Source organism: Streptomyces sp. NPDC004542 (genome assembly GCF_040610035.1).
Lineage (GTDB): Bacteria > Actinomycetota > Actinomycetes > Streptomycetales > Streptomycetaceae > Streptomyces.
In genome coordinates this window covers 72570-91962 of record NZ_JBEXLP010000023.1, presented here as the reverse complement: position 1 = coordinate 91962, position 19393 = coordinate 72570, and the positions used below count along the sequence as shown (strand labels likewise).

Here is a 19393-nt window from a genome sequence, read left to right as displayed (position 1 = left end):
GCCAGGGCGACGACCTGCCCGCCGTGGCGCCGCAGCTGCGCGCCCTGCGCCGGCGCGCCGGCCTCACCCTGGAGGCCGCGGCCCGCGCCGCCGGTCTCTCGCCCGCCCATCTCTCCCGGCTGGAGACCGGCGGGCGCCAGCCTTCGCTCCCGATGCTGCTCGCGCTCGCCCGCATCTACGGTACGACCGTCTCGGACCTGCTCGGCGAGACGGTCGCGGGCCGGGACGCCGTCGTGCGCGCCGCCGGCATGGAACCGACCCCGGCGGGCGGCTGGACCTACTTCCAGGCGGGCGCACCCGGGCGCGGCATGCAGGCACTGCGCGTTCGGGTGCCGTACGGCACGCAGGGCGACATCGTGCGGGTCCACCCCGGCGAGGAGTGGCTGTACATCCTGAGGGGCCGCCTGCGCCTGCGTCTCGGCGACAGCGCGCACCTGCTCGCACCCGGCGACAGCGCGCACTTCGACTCGCTCACCCCGCACCGCCTCGCCGCCGAGGACCACGACGGCGTGGAGCTGCTGTTCGTCCACACCTTGCTGCAGAGCCCCACGGCCGCACTGTGCCTGGGCCCGCTGACTGGAGAGCTGCCATGAGCGACTTCGAGGAGAAGTTCCCCCCGTCCCTGTGGATCCGGCTGATCATCTACATCGCCGTCGGCCACCTGTTCGCCGGGTTCCTCTACCTGCTGTTCGCGGTGGGCGCCAAGGGCTGAACACGGTCCGGCCGCCGTCAGTCGAGGAGGCGCGCGCGCAGCCGCTCCCGGGTCCGCGGGGTGAGCCCGAGGCCCTGCTCCAGGTAGGCGTCGACCCCGCCCCACGTCTCCTCGAAGCTCGCGAAGGCCGCCCACAGATACTCGGCGCGCGCGTCGAAGAGCGGGTTGAGCAGCTCCATCACCTCGGGGGTGTAGGCGGTGTCCGGGCTGCCGCCCCGGCGCACCCGGTAGCGGCGGTGCTTGGCGTTGGACTCGAGGTAGTCGGCGACGATCGCGTCGCGCTCCACGCCGACCGCGAGGAGTGTCACGGCTATGGAGATGCCCGCGCGGTCCTTGCCCGCCGCGCAGTGCATCAGCGCGGGCACGCTGTCCTCGGCGAGGGCGTGCAGCACCTGGGAGTGCTCGGCCGTGCGCTCCGTCACGATCCTGCGGTAGGAGGTGACCATCCGGTGCTCGGCCTTGCCGTCGCCGAGGATGGCCCGGAGCTGGTCGAGATCGCCGTCGCGGACCATCTTCCAGAACTCGGCGCCGTCCGCCGGGTCGCTCAGCGGCAGGTTCACATTGCGCACGCCGGGCAGGTCGACGTCCGGCCCCTCGAGCTTCTTGTCGGCCGCGTTGCGGAAGTCGAAGACCGTGTGCAGGCCCAGGGAGGCGAGGAACTCCGCGTCCTGGTCGGTCGCGTGGGCGAGGTGGCCGCTGCGGAACAGCACCCCGGAGCGCACCCGCCGTCCGTCCGCCGTGGGCAGGCCGCCCACGTCCCGGAAATTGCGCACCCCGGTCAGCTCCGGCTCGGTCGACGGGACCTGCTGTGTCACGTGGGCTCCTCGCGGTCGCTCCCGCCGTCGCGGCTCGCCGGCGGGCCCCCGATGACGATACGACATCGGTTTTCCCGGGCAATCAGTTGTCCACAGGCGTTGCCTCCGGACCCTCATGCCCTTGATGATGTTGAGACGTGAGCGGATCTGTTGGCACTTGTGAGGGTTCGATGGTGGACATCGCCGAAAACGGTCGTACATGGCTCCTGACGGGGCCCACCAGCAGTTATGCGCTGCACCTCACGGAGGCGCACGAACTGCTCCACCTCCACTGGGGCCCGCGCATCGCGCTCGCCGACGCCGAGGCGCTCGCCGTGCGTCCGCTGCCCGGCTACTGGCCCTTCGAGTCCCCGCTCGACGGCCGCGAGGAGTACCCGGTGGAGGGCGGCCCCCGCTTCGTCCGGCCCGCCCTGTCCGTGCGCACCGGGGAACGGCGCGGCACCGAGTGGACCTTCGAGGCCCATGAGGCCGAGGGCGACGAGCTGCGGCTGCGTTTCCGGGACGGCTCCCTGGCCGTGACGCTGCACTACCGGATGCGCGGGGACGTCGTCGAACGCTGGGTGACGGTCGGCAACGGCGGCGACGCGCGCGTGGAGCTGCTGCGGGCCGACGCCGCCACCTGGACCCTGCCCGACCGGGACGGCTGGCGGCTGTCCCAGCTGCACGGCCGGTGGGCCGCCGAGTCCCGGCTGACCAGCGCGGCGCTCACCCACGGCGAGAAGGTCATCGGCAGCCGCCGCGGTCACACCGGCCACCAGCACCTGCCCTGGGTCGCGCTCGACACCGGCGCCGGCGAGGAGCACGGCGAGGTCTACGGCTGCGCCCTCGGCTGGTCGGGATCCTGGCGGATCGCGGTCGCCCAGCTCCCCGACGCGCGCGTGCAGATCACCGGCGGCGCCGGCTACGACGACTCGGGTCTGCTGGCCCTGGCGCCGGGCGAGTCGTACACCACGCCCGTTTTCGCGGGCCTGTGGAGCGACGCCGGCTTCGGCGGTGCCAGCCGTGCCTGGCACGCCTACCAGCGGGCGTACGTCATCCCGGACGCCGACCGGGACCGGCCGGTGCTGTTCAACTCCTGGGAGGCGACGAACTTCGACATCTCCGAGGAGCAGCAGGCGACCCTCGCCCGGCGGGCGGCGGCGATCGGCGTCGAGCTGTTCGTGGTCGACGACGGCTGGTTCGGCGCCCGCACCAGCGACCGCGCCGGCCTCGGCGACTGGACGCCCAACCCGGACCGTTTCCCCGGCGGCCTCAAGCCCCTCGCCGACTCTGTGCACGCCCTCGGCATGCAGTTCGGCATCTGGGTCGAGCCCGAGATGGTCAACCCGGACAGCGAGCTGTACCGCGCCCACCCGGACTGGGTGCAGTTCCAGCCGGGGCGGAAGCGGACGGAACTGCGCAACCAGCTCGTCCTGAACCTCGCCCGCGAGGACGTCCAGCAGTACCTCTGGGAGCAGCTCGACGGGCTGCTCTCCAGCGCCCCGGTCGACTATGTGAAGTGGGACTTCAACCGCTGCTTCACCGACGCCGGCTGGCCCGGCGAGCCGTACCCGCAGCGCCTGTGGGTGGACCACGTCCGCGCCTTCTACGGCCTCCTCGACCGGCTGCGGGCGGCCCACCCGGGCGTCGCCTTCGAGTCCTGCTCGGGCGGTGGCGGACGGATCGACCTCGCTGTCATGAGCCGTACGGACCAGGTGTGGACCTCCGACAACACCGACCCGCTGGACCGGCTGGTCATCCAGCACGGCTTCAGCCAGATCCATCCCGCGCGGGTCATGGCCGCCTGGGTCACCGACAGCCCGAACACCCAGCTCAACGGTCGGGTCAGCTCTCTGAAGTTCCGCTTCGTGAGCGCCATGGCCGGGGTTCTCGGCGTCGGTGGCGACCTCTCCGAATGGACGGAGGAGGAGCTCGCCGAGGCCCGGGAATGGGTGGAGCTCTACAAGGAGATCCGCCCGGTCGTGCAGCGCGGCGACCTGCACCGGCTGCGGCCGCCGGAGGGCGGGCTGAGCGCGGTGCAGTACCTCCTCGGGGACGAGACGGTCGTCCTCGCCTGGCTCCAGGCGCAGCGGTACGGGGAGCCGGTGCCCGCGCTGCGGCTGCGCGGCCTCGACCCCACGGCCTCCTACGAATGCCGTGAAACGGGAGAAGTCCACCGAGGTGCCGTCCTGCTGCACCACGGGCTGCCCACGGGGCTGCGCGGCGACTTGGATGCGACGGTCATCCGCTTGCGTCGTATGTGAGCTGTATGCACTGATTGCACCTTTCATCGCAACTAGCCAGGAAATAAAGGGTCATGTACGTCGAGTGGTGAGGAGCGTCATATTCGTGACCGTCCGTCGCGCGTCATGCCCACGTAATCCGCGTCGATTCCCGGGGAATCGAGGCGGTGCGGAAGAAGGGAATGCACGGAGGGTGACCGGGATGTCCCGTAACGGATCAAGCGAAAGGCGGACAGAGGGAACCAACTGCTTGTCCCTTCGCATCCTGCTCGCTTACGTTCGCCAGCAATCCGGACGGAACGCCGAATCCTGCCGCCGCCCGGAGCCCGGACACACTCACCCGTGCACGGCAGGAGCGGGGGACCCACCAGGCATGACGGCCTGTCCCGGTCTCCAGGACGGCCAGGGGTGAAGCCGCGCTCCGCGCGCGGCCGGGCAGCTCCAGCCCGAACCCGACAGCTCACCTCGCAGGCGCCGGAGAGGAATTCGCCATGCCCGCGAAGGGTAAGCACCGCCGTCCCAAGAACCGGCGTTTCACCCGTTCCATCGCCGTCGCCGGAACCGGCGGTGCCGCGCTGGCGCTGCCCCTCATGGGGGCCACCGGCGCCCATGCGGCCGTCCCGGCCGCCGCCAAGGACTCCGTCTCCGGGAAAGCGGTCCAGGCCGCGCCGGAGACCGGGAAGAAGGCCGCCGCCCCTGCGGGCGTGCGCGTCTACACCGTCCGCGAGGGCGACTGGCTCGCGAAGATAGCCCGTGAGCAGAACGTCAGCGGCGGCTGGCACCGGCTCTACGCGGACAACCGCGAGGCCGTCGGCGGCGATCCCTCGCTGATCCACCCCGGCCTGGAGCTGAGCCTCGGTGAGCAGGCCGCCGGCACCGGTGCCGACTCCGCCGCCCCGGAGAAGACTTCCTCCTCCGCGCACCCGACGACGCAGTCTGCCACGCGCTCCGCGACGCGGCCGGACGCGCAGCCCGAGCCGGCGTCCGCCGCGGCGCCGAACGCCGCCACCGGCTTCACCCTCCCGGTGGCGGGTGCCACCGTCGGCACCCGCTACCACGTGCCGGGCGGCATGTGGTCCAGCGGTTACCACACGGGCGTCGACTTCGTCGTCCCCACCGGCACCCCCGTCAAGGCCGTGGGCGCGGGCACGGTCGTCTCCGCCGGGTGGGGCGGCGCCTACGGCAACCAGGTCGTGATCCGGCTCGCCGACGGCTACTACGCGCAGTACGGCCACCTCTCCGCGATCTCCGTCTCGGCCGGGCAGAGCGTGGCCGCGGGCCGGCAGATCGGCCTGTCCGGCGCGACCGGCAATGTGACCGGCCCGCACCTGCACTTCGAGATCCGCACCACGCCGAACTACGGCTCGGACGTGGACCCGGTCGGCTACCTCCGCTCGCACGGCGTGCCCGTCGCCTGACCCGTCGCGCCGCTCAGGCTGCCGAAGGCCGGACCTCTGATCCCCGGGTCCGGCCTTCGGCGTGCTCCCGGTGCGCTCCGGCGTATTCCCGTGGGGCACATGTCCGCGAAGTGGCTTATCTCACCGTCCGTCAACCCCTTATTACGGTCGCGTAGGTCACACCGAAAGGTGAATCATGGGCCGACGTGGCAGACGATTCGAAGAGTGACAGCAGATCAGTGATCGGGTCGTACGTGGCGGTGGGGGACAGCTTCACCGAGGGCGTGGGCGACCCCGGCCCCGACGGGGCCTTCGTCGGCTGGGCCGACCGGTTCGCGGTCCTCCTCGCGGACCGGCGGCCCGAGGGCGACTTCAGGTACGCGAACCTCGCGGTACGCGGCAAGCTGCTCGACCAGATCGTGGCGGACCAACTCCCGCGCGCGGTCGAAATCGCCCCGGACCTGGTGTCCTTCTGCGCGGGCGGCAACGACATCATCCGCCCCGGCACCGATCCCGACGAGGTGGCCGAGCGTTTCGAGCTGGCGGTGGCCCAACTCGCCTCCGTCGCGGGCACGGTCATGGTGACGACCGGCTTCGACACCCGCGGCGTGCCCGTGCTCAGGCACCTGCGCGGCAAGATCGCCACGTACAACGGCCACGTCCGGGCGATCGCCGACCGGTACGGCTGTCCCGTCCTCGACCTGTGGTCCCTGAGGACGATCCAGGACCGGCGCGCCTGGGACCACGACCGCCTGCACCTCTCGCCCGAGGGGCACACGCGCGTGGCCCTGCGGGCCGGCCAGGTGCTCGGCCTGGAGGTCCCCGCCGACCCGGAGCAGCCCTGGCCGCCGCTCCCGCCCCGGGGCACGTTCGACATCCGCCGCGACGACGTCCACTGGGCCCGCGAGTACCTGGTGCCGTGGATCGGGCGCCGGCTGCGCGGCGAGTCCTCCGGCGACCATGTGACGGCCAAGGGCGCGCTGTCCCCGGACGACATCAGGATGCGGATCGCCCCGGTGGCCTGACCGGATCCCCTCCGGGAGCCCGGCGGCCGGCCACGACCGGCCGGCCGCCGCTCCCGGTCCGCCCGCCGGGACGCTGCCCGGTCCGGCCCCCGGCCCTCCGCCGGGCGGACGGCGAAAGCGGGCCCTGACGGTCGGTCAGGGTGCGCGGTCGAGGTTCAGTTCATGGGCCAGTGCCTCGTCCACCCACTCCTGGGCGCGGGACCTCGGCACCGCGCCGGCGTAGGACGTCAGCTGGACGGCGAGGCCGTCGAGCAGGGCGGTCAGGCGCAGGGCCGTGGCGGTGGGGTCCGGGCAGACGAACTCGCCCGCCGCGACGCCCTCGGCGATGACCTCGGCCAGCGCCGCCTTCCACTGCCGGTCCAGTTCGCCGGTGACCTCCCGCAGGGCGGGCTCCCGCAGCGCGACCGACCAGCCCTCGATCCACAGCCGCCAGCCCTTGGCCCGGCCGGTGGGCGCGTACCAGCGCACGGCGGCCCGCAGCCGGCGCAGCGCGGACGTACGACGGCCCAGCAGCCGCCGCAGCTGCGCGAGGTCGCCCTCGGCGGCGTGCGCGAAGGCGGCGGCGACCAGCTTCTCCTTCGTGGAGAAGTGGTACAGCACCAGCGCGTTGCTCACGCCGAGCGCCGTGGCCACGTCGGCGATCCGCACCGCCGCCACGCCCCGCGCCTCGATCTGCTCGACGGCGGCGCCCAGCAGTTCCGCCCGCCGCTCCGGCACGCTCAACCGCACTCTCGCCACGCCGTCACCCTAATCGGTCACGCGGGTCCGGTGGCGACGTGGTCCGGCCGTTTGGTCGGCGGTACCGCCCGAAGCTTCGCGATCCCCGGCGGCCGGCCGGGAACGGCGGCCGGACCGTCCGCTGAACAGCCGGTCGGCACGGTGGAGTGTCCGACGGTAGCGGGACCCCGCCCGGCGGGCGGGGCAAGCCATAACCGGACTTCGTCCCCGGTTGTCGGAGCGGCCGACCATAATGGAGAGCCTCGCCGACTCCAACTGGAGGTACCGTGACCCGATCGGGTTCCCTGCGTTCCGGGCTGCGCACGCTGCGGCCCGAGGCCTTCGGCGCGGAGCCCGGCGGTGAGCGCCTGGCCCGCATCCGCAGATCGCCCCACTTCGAGGACGGCGTCTTCCAGAACCCCGGAGGCACCGCCCGCACCCGGCCCTCCGGTTCGGCCCTGGACCTGGCGAAGGTCTTCCTCGACCGGGACACCCGCCCCCGGCGCTCCCCGCGGGGCACCGTCCCGGTGCACCCCACCACCGTCGCCGACCTCGCCCGGCCGCCCGCCACCGGGCTGCGGCTGACCTGGACGGGCCACTCCAGCGTGCTCGCGGAGATCGACGGGCGGCGTGTGCTGTTCGACCCCGTCTGGGGCGAGCGTTGTTCTCCCTTCCCGTTCGCCGGGCCCAAGCGGCTGCACCCGGTTCCGCTGCCGCTGGCCGCGCTCGGCCCGGTCGACGTGGTCGTCATCAGCCACGACCACTACGACCACCTGGACCTGCCCACCATCAAGGCGCTGGCCGGGACGGACACCCTGTTCGCGGTGCCGCTCGGCGTCGGGGCCCACCTCGAACGGTGGGGCGTGGCCGAGAGCCGGCTGCGCGAGCTGGACTGGCACGAGGCGACCGAGGTCGCCGGCCTCACCCTGACCGCGACGCCGGCCCGGCACTTCTGCGGGCGCGGGCTGCGCAACACCCAGCACACCCTGTGGGCCTCCTGGGCCGTCGCCGGCGCGGAGCACCGGATCTACCACAGCGGCGACACCGGCTGGTTCGACGGCTTCAGGGAGATCGGCGCCGAGCACGGCCCGTTCGACGCCACGATGATCCAGATCGGCGCCTACAGCGAGTTCTGGCCCGACATACACATGACACCCGAGGAGGGCATGCGCGCCCACCTCGACCTCCAGGGCGGCCGGGCCAGCTCCGGTGTGATGCTGCCGATCCACTGGGCCACCTTCAACCTGGCCCCCCACCCGTGGGCGGAACCCGGCGAGGGCACCGTCGCGGCCGCCCGGGCGGCCGGCGCCCGTGTCGCGCTGCCCCGCCCCGGCGAGCCCTTCGAACCGACCGCCGAGACCGTCCCGTCCGAGCCGTGGTGGCGCAGTGTGGCCCTCGCCCCGGAGGGCGGCTGGCCGGAGGCGGCCGCGCGGACCGCGGTGAAGGCCACCGCCGGCTCGGCGGCCCTCGCGCAGGCCGGCACGGCCGGTGACGCTGCCGGCCGCACGGCCGAGGACGAGGGGGATCCGGAGGCCGTTCCGGCGGGCTGAGCGCCGGGCGGGGCAGCCGCACGACGCAGGGCCGGCGAGGGCCGGGGAGCGAGGAACTCCCCGGCCCTCGTGGTCTGTTCGTGACCACATCCGACCAGGTCGGATCGAGGATTTACGGTTCTGTTCCGGCACCTCCGGCCGGGTTGTCGGTCTGTCGTACGACGCCTCATACCAGAGCGGGACCATCCCCGGGGGACTTTGTCAACTGCCCGCCACGCGTGATGCGGAGGCGACTACGGTGAGTGTCCGTCGGACGACGCAGGGCCGAACCGTGCCCGCCGGACCAGTACGAGGACACCCATGTCTCACCTCCGCGCACCGGCCGCGCGCGCCGACCGCCGTGAGGGCGGCCGGCACGGGCGGCCGGCCGCCCGCCCCGTTCCCGCACTGCCCGATACCCCCCTACGGCCACAGCTCCTCCGCCTCGCGGTGCTGCCGCCCGTCGCCGTCGCGCTCAGCGCCGGCGCGGCCGTCCTGGTCACCGTCCGCTCCGCCGGGTTCCACGCCGGCCTCACCCTGTGGACGGTGCTCGCCGGAGCGGTCTCGGTGACCGTCGCCGCCCTCCTCATCGCCGCCGTCGCCGCCGACCGCACGGCCCGCTCGGTGAGCGCCCGGGTCGGCGCCCTGCGCCGCAGCGCCGCCCGCGGCGAGGCCGACCTGAGGGCCCTGGTCGAGACGCTGCGCAAGGGCGACACCCCGCCCCCGCGCAAGCCGCGCGGCGGACCCCCGCAGGACGCCGACGACCTCGAACTCCTCGCCGCCGACCTCGCCCGCGCCCGCGACGGCGCCGTCCTGGCGGTCGTCCAGGCGGCCCAGCTCTCCAGCCAGGCGGGCAGCGAACAGAAGCTCGAGGTCTTCGTCAACCTCGCCCGGCGGCTGCAGTCCCTCGTGCACCGGGAGATCTCCATCCTCGACGAGCTGGAGAACGAGCTCGAGGACCCCGACCTGCTCAAGGGCCTCTTCCACGTCGACCACCTCGCCACCCGCATCCGGCGCCACGCCGAGAACCTCGCCGTGCTCGGCGGCGCCGTCTCCCGGCGGCAGTGGAGCAACCCGGTCCCCATGACCGAGGTGCTGCGCTCCGCCATCGCCGAGGTCGAGCAGTACTCCCGGGTCCGGCTGGTCCCGCCCGTCGACGGCCGGCTGCGCGGGCACGCCGTGGCCGACGTCATCCACCTGCTGGCCGAACTCGTCGAGAACGCCACGCTGTTCTCCGCCCCGCACACCCAGGTGCTGCTCCGCGCCGGCCTCGTCACCGCCGGACTCGCCGTCGAGGTCGAGGACCGCGGGCTCGGCATGCCGGTCGGCGAGCAGGCCCGGATGAACGCCCTGCTCGCCGACCCCGACCAGGTCAACGTCGCCGGACTGCTGGCGGACGGGCGCATCGGTCTCTTCGTGGTCTCGCAGCTCGCCCGGCGGCACGGCATCACCGTCCGGCTCCAGACCAACATCTACGGCGGTGTGCAGGCGGTCCTCGTCGTACCGCAGGGCCTGCTGGGCACGGAACCGGACGACGCGCCGGACACGGGGCACGCGGGCAGGGCGTACGCGGTCCCGGGCCACGCGCACCCGGGGCGCGGGGCCACGAGGTGGATCCCGGCGCCGCCGGCCCCCCTGGTCCCGCCGGTTCCGCAGGCCCCGCAGCAGCAGCCGCGGGCGATGCTCCGGGCCGACGGTCCGGCGGACGCGAGCCGGCCCGTCGCCACCGACGGCCACGGACGGCACGCGCACCGCGGGCCCGGAACCCCGGCGGACGAGGGCACGCCACCGCCCCTGCCGGTGCGCGGCGCCCACGATGCCCGGCCCACACCCGCGGAGGCCGCGCCCGGCATCCGGCCCGACGAGCCACGCACGGTCGCGGAACACACCGCCGCGCCCCTCACCCCGCGAGGCGGCGGCACCGTGCGCGGCACCATGGGCAAGCCCCGACTGCCCCGGCGCCGCGCCCAGGAGCACCTCGTGCCCCAGCTGAGGGGCGGCCCGGCACCACGCCAGGACGGCGACACCCTCGCCGGCCACGACCCCGGCCTGATGGCCGCCTTCCAGCGGGGGATCGGCCTGGCCGAGGCGCAGCAGCACCTGGAGAAGGCCGACGCCCTCCCGGCAGAGGCGACGCGGACGAGCCACACGGAGCCGGCCCCCAGGACGCCGGCCCCCATGACGCCGGCCCCCATGACGCCGGCCCCCATGACGCACGACCCAGTGGCGCACGACCCAGTGGCGCACGACCCGGTGGGCGCGGCCCACCACGAGCTCACCGTCCGGCCCGACGGGAGCGCCCCGGCCGGATGACCTCCCACCCCAGCCCGGTACCCACCCGCACCACCGTCTCCAGCGCTCCCGCAGACCTTCGTACCCCAAGGAGTCGATCCACCATGGCGAGCGATGCGCCGACCGCCCAGGTTTCCGACCTCGACTGGCTGATGAGCGGCCTCGTCCAGCGCGTACCGCACACCAGCAGCGCGGTGCTCCTGTCCTGCGACGGGCTCGTGAAGTCCGTCCACGGCCTCGACCCCGACAGCGCCGACCACATGGCCGCCCTCGCCTCCGGCCTGTACTCGCTCGGCCGCAGCGCGGGCGTCCGGTTCGGCGACGGCGGAGACGTCCGGCAGGTCGTCGTCGAACTCGACTCGACCCTGCTGTTCGTCACCACCGCCGGCTCCGGCACCTGCCTGGCCGTACTGGCCGGCCGTGAGGCCGACGCGGCCGTGCTCGGCTACGAGATGGCCATGCTGGTCAAGAGCGTCCGCCCCTACCTGGTGACCGCGCCCCGCCGGCACGCCGTCGATCCCACGGCGACGAGGCCTTGAGGGTGGCCGCGGCCGGCGACGGGCCCTGGCTCGACGACGCGGCCGGACGGCTGGTGCGCCCCTTCACGGTCAGCAACGGCCGTACCCGGCCCACCATCGCGCTCGACCTGATGTCGCAGGTGATGGCCACCGGCGTCACCCCCCTCGGCTACCTCGGCCCCGAGCACGCCCAGGTGCTCGCACTGTGCCGGGCGCCCGTCCCGGTCGCCGAGGTCGCCGCCCATCTGGGACTCCCGGCGGCGGTCACCAAGGTGCTGCTCGCCGACCTCGTCGACTGCGGGGCGCTCACCGCCAAGCCCCCCGCCTTCCACCACAACCCCACTGACCGGTCCCTTCTGGAGGCAGTGCTCGATGGACTACGACGACAGCTCTGATCCCTTCCCCACCGCGCTCAAGATCCTGGTGGCCGGCGGGTTCGGAGTGGGCAAGACGACCTTCGTGGGGGCGGTGAGCGAGATCGCACCGCTCAGCACGGAGGAACTGCTCACCACGGTCAGCGCCGCGACCGACAGCCTCGACGGCATCGAGAACAAGGTCGAGACCACCGTGGCGATGGACTTCGGCCGCATCACCCTCGACCCGCGGCAGGTGCTGTACCTGTTCGGCACGCCGGGGCAGGAGCGGTTCTGGTTCATGTGGGACGAGCTGTCCGAGGGCGCGCTGGGCGCCGTCGTCCTGGCCGACACCCGCCGGCTGGAGGACTGCTTCGAGGCGGTCGACTTCTTCGAGGAGCGCGGCCTCGGCTTCGTCCTCGCCGTCAACGAGTTCGAGGGGTCCTACCGCTACGACCCCGAGGAGGTGCGCGCCGCCATCGACCTCGACCCCCGGATCCCGGTCGTCTCCTGCGACGCCCGCATCTCCTCCTCCGGGGTGCGGACGCTGCTCATCCTCGTACGCCACCTCATCGCCCACGCCCCGGTGCACGCGCCGAGCCACGGAGCCCGGTCATGAGCTACGAACCGCCGCGCCCCGTCAGGGGGCTGCTGCTCACCCCCGAGGACAAGGAGGCCCCCGCCCGCACCCGGCGGCTGAACCGGCTCGGCCTGGGGGAGCGCCCCGAGCCCGCCCTCGACGCTTTCGCGGACCACCTCGCCGAACTCGCGGACACGCCGTACGCCATGGTCAACTTCGTCGGCGAGGAACGGCAGTTCTTCGCGGGTCTGCGCACGCCGGTCGCCGGGCCGTTCGCGAAGGCCGACGGCACCCGGCCCGAGGTCGGCCGCTGGCTGCCGCGCGACCACGGGTTCTGCCCCCATGTGGTGGTGCGCCACAAGGCGCTGGTCCTGGAGGACGTCCGCGACTACCCGCGGTTCGCGTGCAACCCGGTGGTCGACGAGTACGGCATCCGCTCCTACCTGGGCGCCCCGCTCATCGACAGCACGGGGGCGGTGCTGGGCACCGTGTGCGTCGCCGACGTCGCCCCCCGGCCCTGGGGCAGGGCGGGTCTTCAGACCATCAAGGCCCGGGCCGCGGAACTGGCCGTACGACTCGAGCGGCGCGCGGACGACGGATTCCCGCTGTAAGCGGAGCTGTGGCACCGCTTAAGAAAACCTCGATGGACCCCGGCCTCCGCCCTGCGGCAGATTGCTGTGCGAATCCACTCCTCTCCCCGGACGCGGGTGCCGTCGGCACGCCGTGGACCGGGTTCGCATACACACATCGCATACACACATCGCATACACGGATCGCATACAGGAGCAGTAGCGTTGAAGGCGCTGGTCAAGGAGAAGGCGGAGCCCGGGCTGTGGCTCGCGGACGTGCCCGAGCCCGCCGTCGGACCGGGGGACGTGCTGATCAAGGTCCAGCGGACCGGCATCTGCGGCACCGACCTGCACATCCGGTCCTGGGACGGCTGGGCGCGCCAGGCGATCCGCACCCCGCTGGTGATCGGGCACGAGTTCGTCGGCCAGGTCGTGGAGACCGGCCGGGACGTCACCGACGTACGGATCGGCGACCGGGTCAGCGGCGAGGGCCACCTGGTGTGCGGCAAGTGCCGCAACTGCCTGGCCGGACGCCGTCATCTGTGCCGGGCCACCGTCGGCCTCGGCGTCGGCCGCGACGGCGCCTTCGCCGAGTACGTCGTCCTGCCCGCCGCCAATGTCTGGGTGCACCGCGTCCCCGTCGACCTCGACGTCGCCGCGATCTTCGACCCGTTCGGCAACGCCGTGCACACCGCGCTGTCCTTCCCGCTGGTCGGCGAGGACGTCCTGATCACCGGCGCCGGCCCGATCGGCCTGATGGCCGCTGCCGTGGCCCGGCACGCGGGCGCCCGGAACGTGGTGGTCACCGACGTCAGCGAGGAGCGGCTCGACCTCGCCCGCAAGACCGGCGCGACCCTGGCCCTGAACGTCTCCGCCGCCGCCATCGCCGACGGCCAGCGGGAACTGGGCCTGCGCGAGGGTTTCGACATCGGCCTGGAGATGTCCGGCCGCCCCGAGGCCCTGCGGGACATGATCGCCAACATGACGCACGGCGGCCGGATCGCCATGCTCGGCCTGCCGGCCGAGGAGTTCCCGGTCGACTGGGCCCGGATCGTCACCAAGATGATCACCATCAAGGGCATCTACGGCCGGGAGATGTTCGAGACCTGGTACGCGATGTCGGTGCTGCTGGAGGGCGGCCTCGACCTCACGCCCGTGATCACCGGCCGGTACGACCACCGGGACTTCGAGGCGGCGTTCGCCGACGCGGCGAGCGGCCGGGGCGGCAAGGTCATCCTCGACTGGACCGCGTGACCTCCTTTCCGCACCCCCTCTCCACCCCCCTCCGCGAGCACCTTCAGGAGCCTGCCATGTTCGACTCCGTGCGCGACGACCTGCGCGCCGCCCTCGACGAGATCCGCGCCGCCGGCCTGCACAAGCCCGAGCGGGTGATCGGCACCCCGCAGTCCGCGACCGTGAACGTCACCGCGGGCGGCCGCCCCGGTGAGGTCCTCAACTTCTGCGCCAACAACTACCTCGGCCTCGCCGACCACCCCGAGGTCGTCGCCGCCGCCCACGCGGCCCTGGACCGCTGGGGCTACGGCATGGCGTCCGTGCGCTTCATCTGCGGCACGCAGGAGGTGCACAAGGAGCTGGAGGCGCGGCTGTCCGCCTTCCTCGGCCAGGAGGACACGATCCTGTACTCCTCCTGCTTCGACGCCAACGGCGGCGTCTTCGAGACCCTCCTCGGCGAGCAGGACGCGGTGATCTCCGACGCCCTCAACCACGCCTCCATCATCGACGGCATCCGGCTGTCCAAGGCCCGCCGCCTGGGCTACGCCAACCGCGACCTGGCGGAGCTGGAGGCGAGGCTCAAGGAGGCGTCCGGCGCCCGGCGCCGCCTGATCGTCACCGACGGCGTCTTCTCCATGGACGGGTACGTGGCCCCCCTCGCGGAGATCTGCGAGCTCGCCGACCGCTACGACGCGATGGTCATGGTCGACGACTCCCACGCGGTCGGCTTCGTCGGCCCCACCGGCCGCGGCACGCCCGAACTGCACGGCGTCATGGACCGCGTCGACATCGTCACCGGCACCCTCGGCAAGGCGCTCGGCGGCGCCTCCGGCGGTTACGTCGCCGCCCGCGCCGAGATCGTCGCCCTGCTGCGGCAGCGCTCCCGCCCGTACCTCTTCTCGAACACCCTCGCGCCGGTCATCGCGGCCGGCTCGCTGAAGGTGCTCGACCTGCTGGAGTCGGCCGACGACCTGCGGGTCCGGCTGAACGAGAACACCGCGCTGTTCCGCCGTCGGATGACCGAGGAAGGCTTCGACGTCCTGCCCGGCGACCACGCCATCGCGCCCGTCATGATCGGCGACGCGGCGGAGGCGGGCCGCATGGCCGAACTGCTCCTCGAACGGGGCGTGTACGTGATCGGCTTCTCCTACCCGGTCGTGCCGCAGGGCCAGGCCCGCATCCGCGTCCAGCTCTCCGCCGCCCACTCCACCGAGGACGTGCACCGCGCGGTCGGCGCGTTCGTGGCGGCGCGCGCGGAACTGGCGGCCTGACCAGCGGCGACACCTTGCGATAATGGGCCGCATGATCGAGGCGCGGCGGCTCCACATCCTCCGTGCGGTGGCCGACCACCGCACGGTCACGGCGGCTGCCGCCGCGCTCTACCTCACGCCCTCGGCCGTCTCCCAGCAGCTCGCGGCGCTGGAGCAGGAGACCGGTCACCGGCTGGTCGAGCGCGGCGCGAAGGGGGTGCGGCTGACCCCGGCCGGCGAGATCCTCCTCGGCCACACCAACGCGGTCCTCGCCCAGCTGGAGCGGGCCGAGGCGGAACTCGCCGCGTACGGGTCGGGCGAGGCCGGCACGGTCACGGTGGCCGCCTTCGCGACCGGCATCGCCCAGGTCGTGGCACCGGCCGTGGCCCGCCTCGCCGAGTCCGCGCCCGGCATCCGCATCCGCGTCCAGGACGCCGAGGGCGACGCGAGCCTGCCCATGGTCCTCGACCGGCAGGTGGACGTGGCGGTCGCCGTCGAGTACCGCGGCGCGCCGCGGGCCGACGACCCCCGGCTGACCCACGTCCCGCTGTACGCGGAGCCCTTCGACGCGGTCGTCCCGGTCACCCACCGGCTGGCCGAGACCGCCGAGGTGCCCCTCGCGGAGCTGGCCAAGGACTCGTGGATCGGCCCCTACCCGGGCAACCCGTGCCACGAGGTGGTCGTCCTGGCCTGCGAGAACGCCGGGTTCCAGCCCCGCCTCGAACACTCCTCGGACGACTTCCGCGCGGTCGTCGCGCTGGCCGCGGCCGACGCCGGTGTGGCGCTCGTCCCGCGCTCGGCCCTGCGCGGCATGGATCTGGCGGGCGTGGTCGTCCGCCCCGTGGACGGCGTGGCCCCCACCCGCCGCGTCTTCGCCGCGGTACGGCGTGGAGCCGAGGAGCACCCGCTGATCCGCCCGGTGCTGGACGCGCTGCGTGCGGCGGCGCGGGAGGCGTGAGGCTTCGGCAACCCGCGGCGGGCCCCGCCGGAGTGCTGTGCCCGACGACCCTCTACTACAAGCGCCTCGCGGCCGTGGCCCGGTGACTGTCAGTGGGAGGGATTACCGTGCGGAGCATGCCGGACGCCGAAGACGTACGCCGTATCGCCCTGTCCCTGCCGGACACGACGGAGAAGACCGCCTGGAGCATGCCGACCTTCCGGGTGGCCGGGAAGATGTTCGCCACGCTGCCCGAGGACGAGACCTCCCTCGCCGTGCGCTGCCCGAAGGAGGAGCGCGACGAACTGGTCCTGGCCGAGCCGGGGAAGTTCTGGATCGCCGGCCACGAAGCACAGTTCGCCTGGGTCAGGGCCCGGCTCGCCGCCCTGGAGGACGAGGCCGAACTGCGTGACATCCTCGCCGACTCCTGGCGCCAGGCGGCCCCGCCCCACCTGCTTCAGGCCCATCCGGGGCTGGGGCGGCCCGGCGGCCGCTGACACCCGGCCCGCACGTGAAAGGAGTGCGCGACCACCGACCCGAGTGCGGTATGGTTTCCGTGCGCGTTCGACCGGGGAAATCCCAGGTCAACGGGTACCGGGACGTGGCGCAGCTTGGTAGCGCACTTGACTGGGGGTCAAGGGGTCGCAGGTTCAAATCCTGTCGTCCCGACGTGTGACGTCGTAGTCCGGAGGCCGTCTCCTCGGCAACGAGGGGGCGGCCTCCGGCGTGTCCGCGGCCGGATCGCGGCCTTCGCGTGGAAAACGCTTGGACTGCCCGGCCGCCGCTGCGGGACACTGCGATTCCCGGGGGGTGGGATGAAATCGCCTGAATCGCACGGAATTCCGCTGGGCGGGAGCTCGGTGCTCCTCGCCCTTCGCTACTACGGACGAGAGCTGTCACGGCTGAGGTGGCTGGCGTTACCGGCACTGCTGCTGCCGGCGCTCGGCAACCTCGGCCTCAACTACCTCGCGCCGCTCGTCGTCGCGAAGCTCGTCGGAAGGATCGCGGGCGGCACCGGCACCGACGTCGGCGCGATGCTGCCGTACGTCCTCGGCTTCGCCGGTGTCCTGCTGCTCGCCGAGGCGCTGTGGCGCGTCGGCCTGCACTGCCTGAACCGCGTCGACGCCCTCGGCATCGAGCACCTGTACGTGATCGGGATGGACGAACTGTTCGCCAAGGACGCCGCGTTCTTCCACGACAACTTCGCCGGCTCGCTCACCAAGCGGGTGCTGAGCTTCGCCTCCCGTTTCGAGGAGTTCGTCGACACGCTGACGTTCAACATCGCGGGCAGCCTCGTGCCGCTGCTGTTCGGATCGGTGGTGCTGTGGCGCTACGACCCGCTGCTCGTCGTCGGGCTCCTGACGATGATCGCGCTGACCGCCCTGTGCGTGGCACCCCTGATCCGGCGCCGCCAGGCACTGGTCGACCAGCGGGAGGAGGCGATCGCCCGGGTCTCCGGGCACGTCGCCGACAGTCTGATGAACATGGACACGGTCCGGGCGTTCGCCGCCGAGGAGCGCGAGGCCGCCGAGCACCGCGCACGCGTGGCGGCCTCGCGGCGGCTCACCCTGCGGTCGTGGGACTACGGCAACCTGCGCATCGACACCCTGGTCGCGCCGCTGTCCGTACTGACCAACGCCCTGGGCCTGCTGCTCGCGGTCGCGCTCGGCGGCGGGGAGCACGGCGTGGAGGCGGTCGTGGTCGCCTTCACGTACTACAGCAACGCGACGCGGATCATGTTCGAGTTCAACCAGATCTACCGCCGGCTGGAGAGCTCGATGACGGAGGCCGCGCAGTACACCGAACTGCTGCTGACCCCGCCGACCGTGCTCGACCCGGCCGTCCCGGAACCTGTGCTGCCGGGGGCCGCCGACATCCGCTTCGAACGGGTGACCTTCGCCCACGCCGGCGCGAAGCCGCTCTTCGAGGGCCTCGACCTGACGGTGCCCGACGGAGCGAAGGTCGGCCTCGTCGGCCGGTCCGGCGGCGGCAAGACCACACTCACCCGGCTGCTGCTGCGGATGACGGACATCGACGCCGGCCGGATCCTGGTCGGCGGCCAGGACATCAGCAGGCTGCGCCAGGCCGACCTGCGGGGCCTGATCTCCTATGTGCCGCAGGACCCGGCGATGTTCCACCGCACCCTGCGGGACAACATCGCGTTCGCCCGGCCGGACGCCACCGACGCCGAGATCCGCCGCGCGGCCGAGGCGGCGCACGTCACGGAGTTCGCGGACGCGCTGCCGGACGGCTTCGCCACCCTGGTGGGCGAGCGCGGGATCAAGCTGTCCGGCGGCCAGCGCCAGCGGGTCGCGCTGGCCAGGGCGATCCTGCGCGACGCGCCGGTCCTGCTGCTCGACGAGGCGACCAGTGCCCTGGACTCCGAGAGCGAACTCCTCGTCCAGGAGGCGCTGTGGCGGCTCATGGAGGGGCGGACGGCACTCGTGGTGGCGCACCGGCTGAGCACGGTCGCCGGCATGGACCGGCTCGTCGTCCTCGACCGCGGGCGGATCGTCGAGCAGGGCACGCACCAGGAACTGCTCGCCGCGGACGGGGCCTACGCCAGGCTGTGGCAGCACCAGTCGGGCGGCTTCCTCGACGACAGCCCCGCCCGCGCGGACCTCGGCGCCGTGCCGGACTGACCGGCCGCGCGGGCCGGACGACCCGGACGACCCGGGCGGCCGGGGCGGCCTTCTCAGGCCACGTACCCCACATGGGCCAGGGCCTGCTTCAGCAGCACACCGTGCCCGCCCGGCATCTCGCTGTGCAGGGCCGGGGACGAGGCCTCCTGCGGGCTGAACCACACCAGGTCCAGCGCGTCCTGCCGGGGCCGGCAGTCGCCGGCCACCGGGACGACGTAGGCGAGGGACACTGCGTGCTGGCGCGGGTCGTGGTACGGCGTGACGCCCGCGGTGGGGAAGTACTCGGCGACCGTGAACGGCTGCAGGGAGGCCGGCACCCGGGGCAGCGCCACCGGGCCGAGGTCCTTCTCCAGGTGGCGCAGCAGGGCGTCGCGGACCCGCTCGTGGTGCAGGACACGGCCGGAGACCAGGGTCCGGCTGACCGTTCCGTCCGGCCCGATGCGGAGCAGCAGCCCGACGCTGGTGACTTCGCCGCTGTCGTCGACGCGCACCGGCACGGCCTCGACGTACAGGATCGGCATCCGGGCGCGCGCCATCTCCAGCTCGTCGGGGGACAGCCAGCCGGGCGTGGTTTCGGTCATGTCAGACATTGCTTGATCATA

19 protein-coding genes, 1 tRNA gene and 1 riboswitch are annotated in these 19393 nt (G+C 73.2%); of the genes, 17 read left to right on the top strand and 3 right to left on the bottom strand.

What is annotated here, in order from left to right:
• Positions 1-14: 14 nt before the first annotated feature.
• Positions 15-593 carry an XRE family transcriptional regulator gene (locus ABZX30_RS15905; RefSeq protein WP_355933825.1) on the top strand — a complete coding sequence of 193 codons (579 nt, stop codon included), beginning with the start codon at positions 15-17 and terminating at the stop codon, positions 591-593.
• Positions 590-712: a DUF6126 family protein gene (locus ABZX30_RS15900; RefSeq protein WP_355933809.1), complete on the top strand. Its 123-nt coding sequence runs from the start codon at positions 590-592 to the stop codon at positions 710-712. The genes ABZX30_RS15905 and ABZX30_RS15900 overlap by 4 nt, the downstream gene beginning before the upstream one ends.
• 17 nt (positions 713-729) lie before the next feature.
• On the opposite strand, the gene ABZX30_RS15895 is transcribed toward ABZX30_RS15900, so the two are convergent.
• Positions 730-1527, bottom strand: coding sequence for a tyrosine-protein phosphatase (locus ABZX30_RS15895; protein WP_355933807.1), 798 nt, complete (start codon positions 1525-1527; stop codon positions 730-732).
• Positions 1528-1697: 170 nt separating this feature from the next.
• Here ABZX30_RS15895 and ABZX30_RS15890 point away from each other — a divergent pair, with 170 nt between their 5' ends.
• The 3 genes from ABZX30_RS15890 to ABZX30_RS15880 all read left to right on the top strand — a co-directional run bounded on the left by ABZX30_RS15890 (position 1698) and on the right by ABZX30_RS15880 (position 6171).
• Complete coding sequence (locus ABZX30_RS15890) at positions 1698-3770, top strand: alpha-galactosidase (protein WP_355933804.1); 2073 nt, start codon at positions 1698-1700, stop codon at positions 3768-3770.
• A gap of 306 nt (positions 3771-4076) precedes the next feature.
• Positions 4077-4236: riboswitch (cyclic di-AMP (ydaO/yuaA leader) on the top strand.
• 4 nt (positions 4237-4240) lie between these two features.
• On the top strand, positions 4241-5167 hold the full coding sequence (locus ABZX30_RS15885) for a peptidoglycan DD-metalloendopeptidase family protein (protein WP_355933801.1): 927 nt from the start codon (positions 4241-4243) through the stop codon (positions 5165-5167).
• 218 nt (positions 5168-5385) lie between these two features.
• Positions 5386-6171 (top strand): SGNH/GDSL hydrolase family protein, encoded by a 786-nt coding sequence (locus tag ABZX30_RS15880; RefSeq protein ID WP_355933822.1) that lies wholly within the window; start codon positions 5386-5388, stop codon positions 6169-6171.
• Between the two features lie 135 nt (positions 6172-6306).
• On the opposite strand, the gene ABZX30_RS15875 is transcribed toward ABZX30_RS15880, so the two are convergent.
• Positions 6307-6909, bottom strand: coding sequence for a TetR/AcrR family transcriptional regulator (locus ABZX30_RS15875; RefSeq protein ID WP_355933799.1), 603 nt, complete (start codon positions 6907-6909; stop codon positions 6307-6309).
• Between the two features lie 266 nt (positions 6910-7175).
• On the opposite strand from ABZX30_RS15875, the gene ABZX30_RS15870 reads away from it, so the two are divergent.
• From ABZX30_RS15870 to ABZX30_RS15815, 12 genes are all read left to right on the top strand, one after another.
• Positions 7176-8438 (top strand): MBL fold metallo-hydrolase, encoded by a 1263-nt coding sequence (locus tag ABZX30_RS15870; protein ID WP_355933797.1) that lies wholly within the window; start codon positions 7176-7178, stop codon positions 8436-8438.
• A gap of 300 nt (positions 8439-8738) precedes the next feature.
• Positions 8739-10730: an ATP-binding protein gene (locus ABZX30_RS15865; protein WP_355933794.1), complete on the top strand. Its 1992-nt coding sequence runs from the start codon at positions 8739-8741 to the stop codon at positions 10728-10730.
• Positions 10731-10813: 83 nt separating this feature from the next.
• Complete coding sequence (locus ABZX30_RS15860; RefSeq protein WP_355933791.1) at positions 10814-11248, top strand: roadblock/LC7 domain-containing protein; 435 nt, start codon at positions 10814-10816, stop codon at positions 11246-11248.
• A gap of 2 nt (positions 11249-11250) precedes the next feature.
• The gene (locus ABZX30_RS15855; RefSeq protein WP_355933789.1) at positions 11251-11622 is read left to right on the top strand and encodes a DUF742 domain-containing protein; all 372 of its coding nucleotides are present in this window, start codon (positions 11251-11253) and stop codon (positions 11620-11622) included.
• Entirely contained in the window at positions 11600-12199 is a 600-nt protein-coding gene (locus ABZX30_RS15850; RefSeq protein ID WP_355933787.1) for an ATP/GTP-binding protein, read from the top strand. Before ABZX30_RS15855 ends, ABZX30_RS15850 begins: the two co-directional genes overlap by 23 nt.
• Positions 12196-12771, top strand: a complete 576-nt coding sequence (locus ABZX30_RS15845; protein WP_355933784.1) for a GAF domain-containing protein — start codon at positions 12196-12198, stop codon at positions 12769-12771. The genes ABZX30_RS15850 and ABZX30_RS15845 overlap by 4 nt, the downstream gene beginning before the upstream one ends.
• Before the next feature lie 183 nt (positions 12772-12954).
• A complete protein-coding gene (gene tdh / locus ABZX30_RS15840; RefSeq protein WP_355933781.1) occupies positions 12955-13983 on the top strand; it encodes an L-threonine 3-dehydrogenase in 1029 nt (342 codons plus the stop codon).
• 56 nt (positions 13984-14039) lie between these two features.
• A complete protein-coding gene (locus ABZX30_RS15835; protein WP_355933779.1) occupies positions 14040-15233 on the top strand; it encodes a glycine C-acetyltransferase in 1194 nt (397 codons plus the stop codon).
• 31 nt (positions 15234-15264) lie between these two features.
• Positions 15265-16170, top strand: coding sequence for a LysR family transcriptional regulator (locus ABZX30_RS15830; protein ID WP_355933776.1), 906 nt, complete (start codon positions 15265-15267; stop codon positions 16168-16170).
• A gap of 116 nt (positions 16171-16286) precedes the next feature.
• The gene (locus ABZX30_RS15825; protein WP_355933773.1) at positions 16287-16646 is read left to right on the top strand and encodes an MmcQ/YjbR family DNA-binding protein; all 360 of its coding nucleotides are present in this window, start codon (positions 16287-16289) and stop codon (positions 16644-16646) included.
• Between the two features lie 98 nt (positions 16647-16744).
• Positions 16745-16818, top strand: a tRNA-Pro gene (locus ABZX30_RS15820).
• Between the two features lie 146 nt (positions 16819-16964).
• Positions 16965-18791, top strand: a complete 1827-nt coding sequence (locus ABZX30_RS15815) for an ABC transporter ATP-binding protein (RefSeq protein WP_355933771.1) — start codon at positions 16965-16967, stop codon at positions 18789-18791.
• A gap of 53 nt (positions 18792-18844) precedes the next feature.
• On the opposite strand, the gene ABZX30_RS15810 is transcribed toward ABZX30_RS15815, so the two are convergent.
• A complete protein-coding gene (locus ABZX30_RS15810; protein ID WP_355933770.1) occupies positions 18845-19381 on the bottom strand; it encodes an NUDIX hydrolase family protein in 537 nt (178 codons plus the stop codon).
• Between the last annotated feature and the right edge of the window lie 12 nt (positions 19382-19393).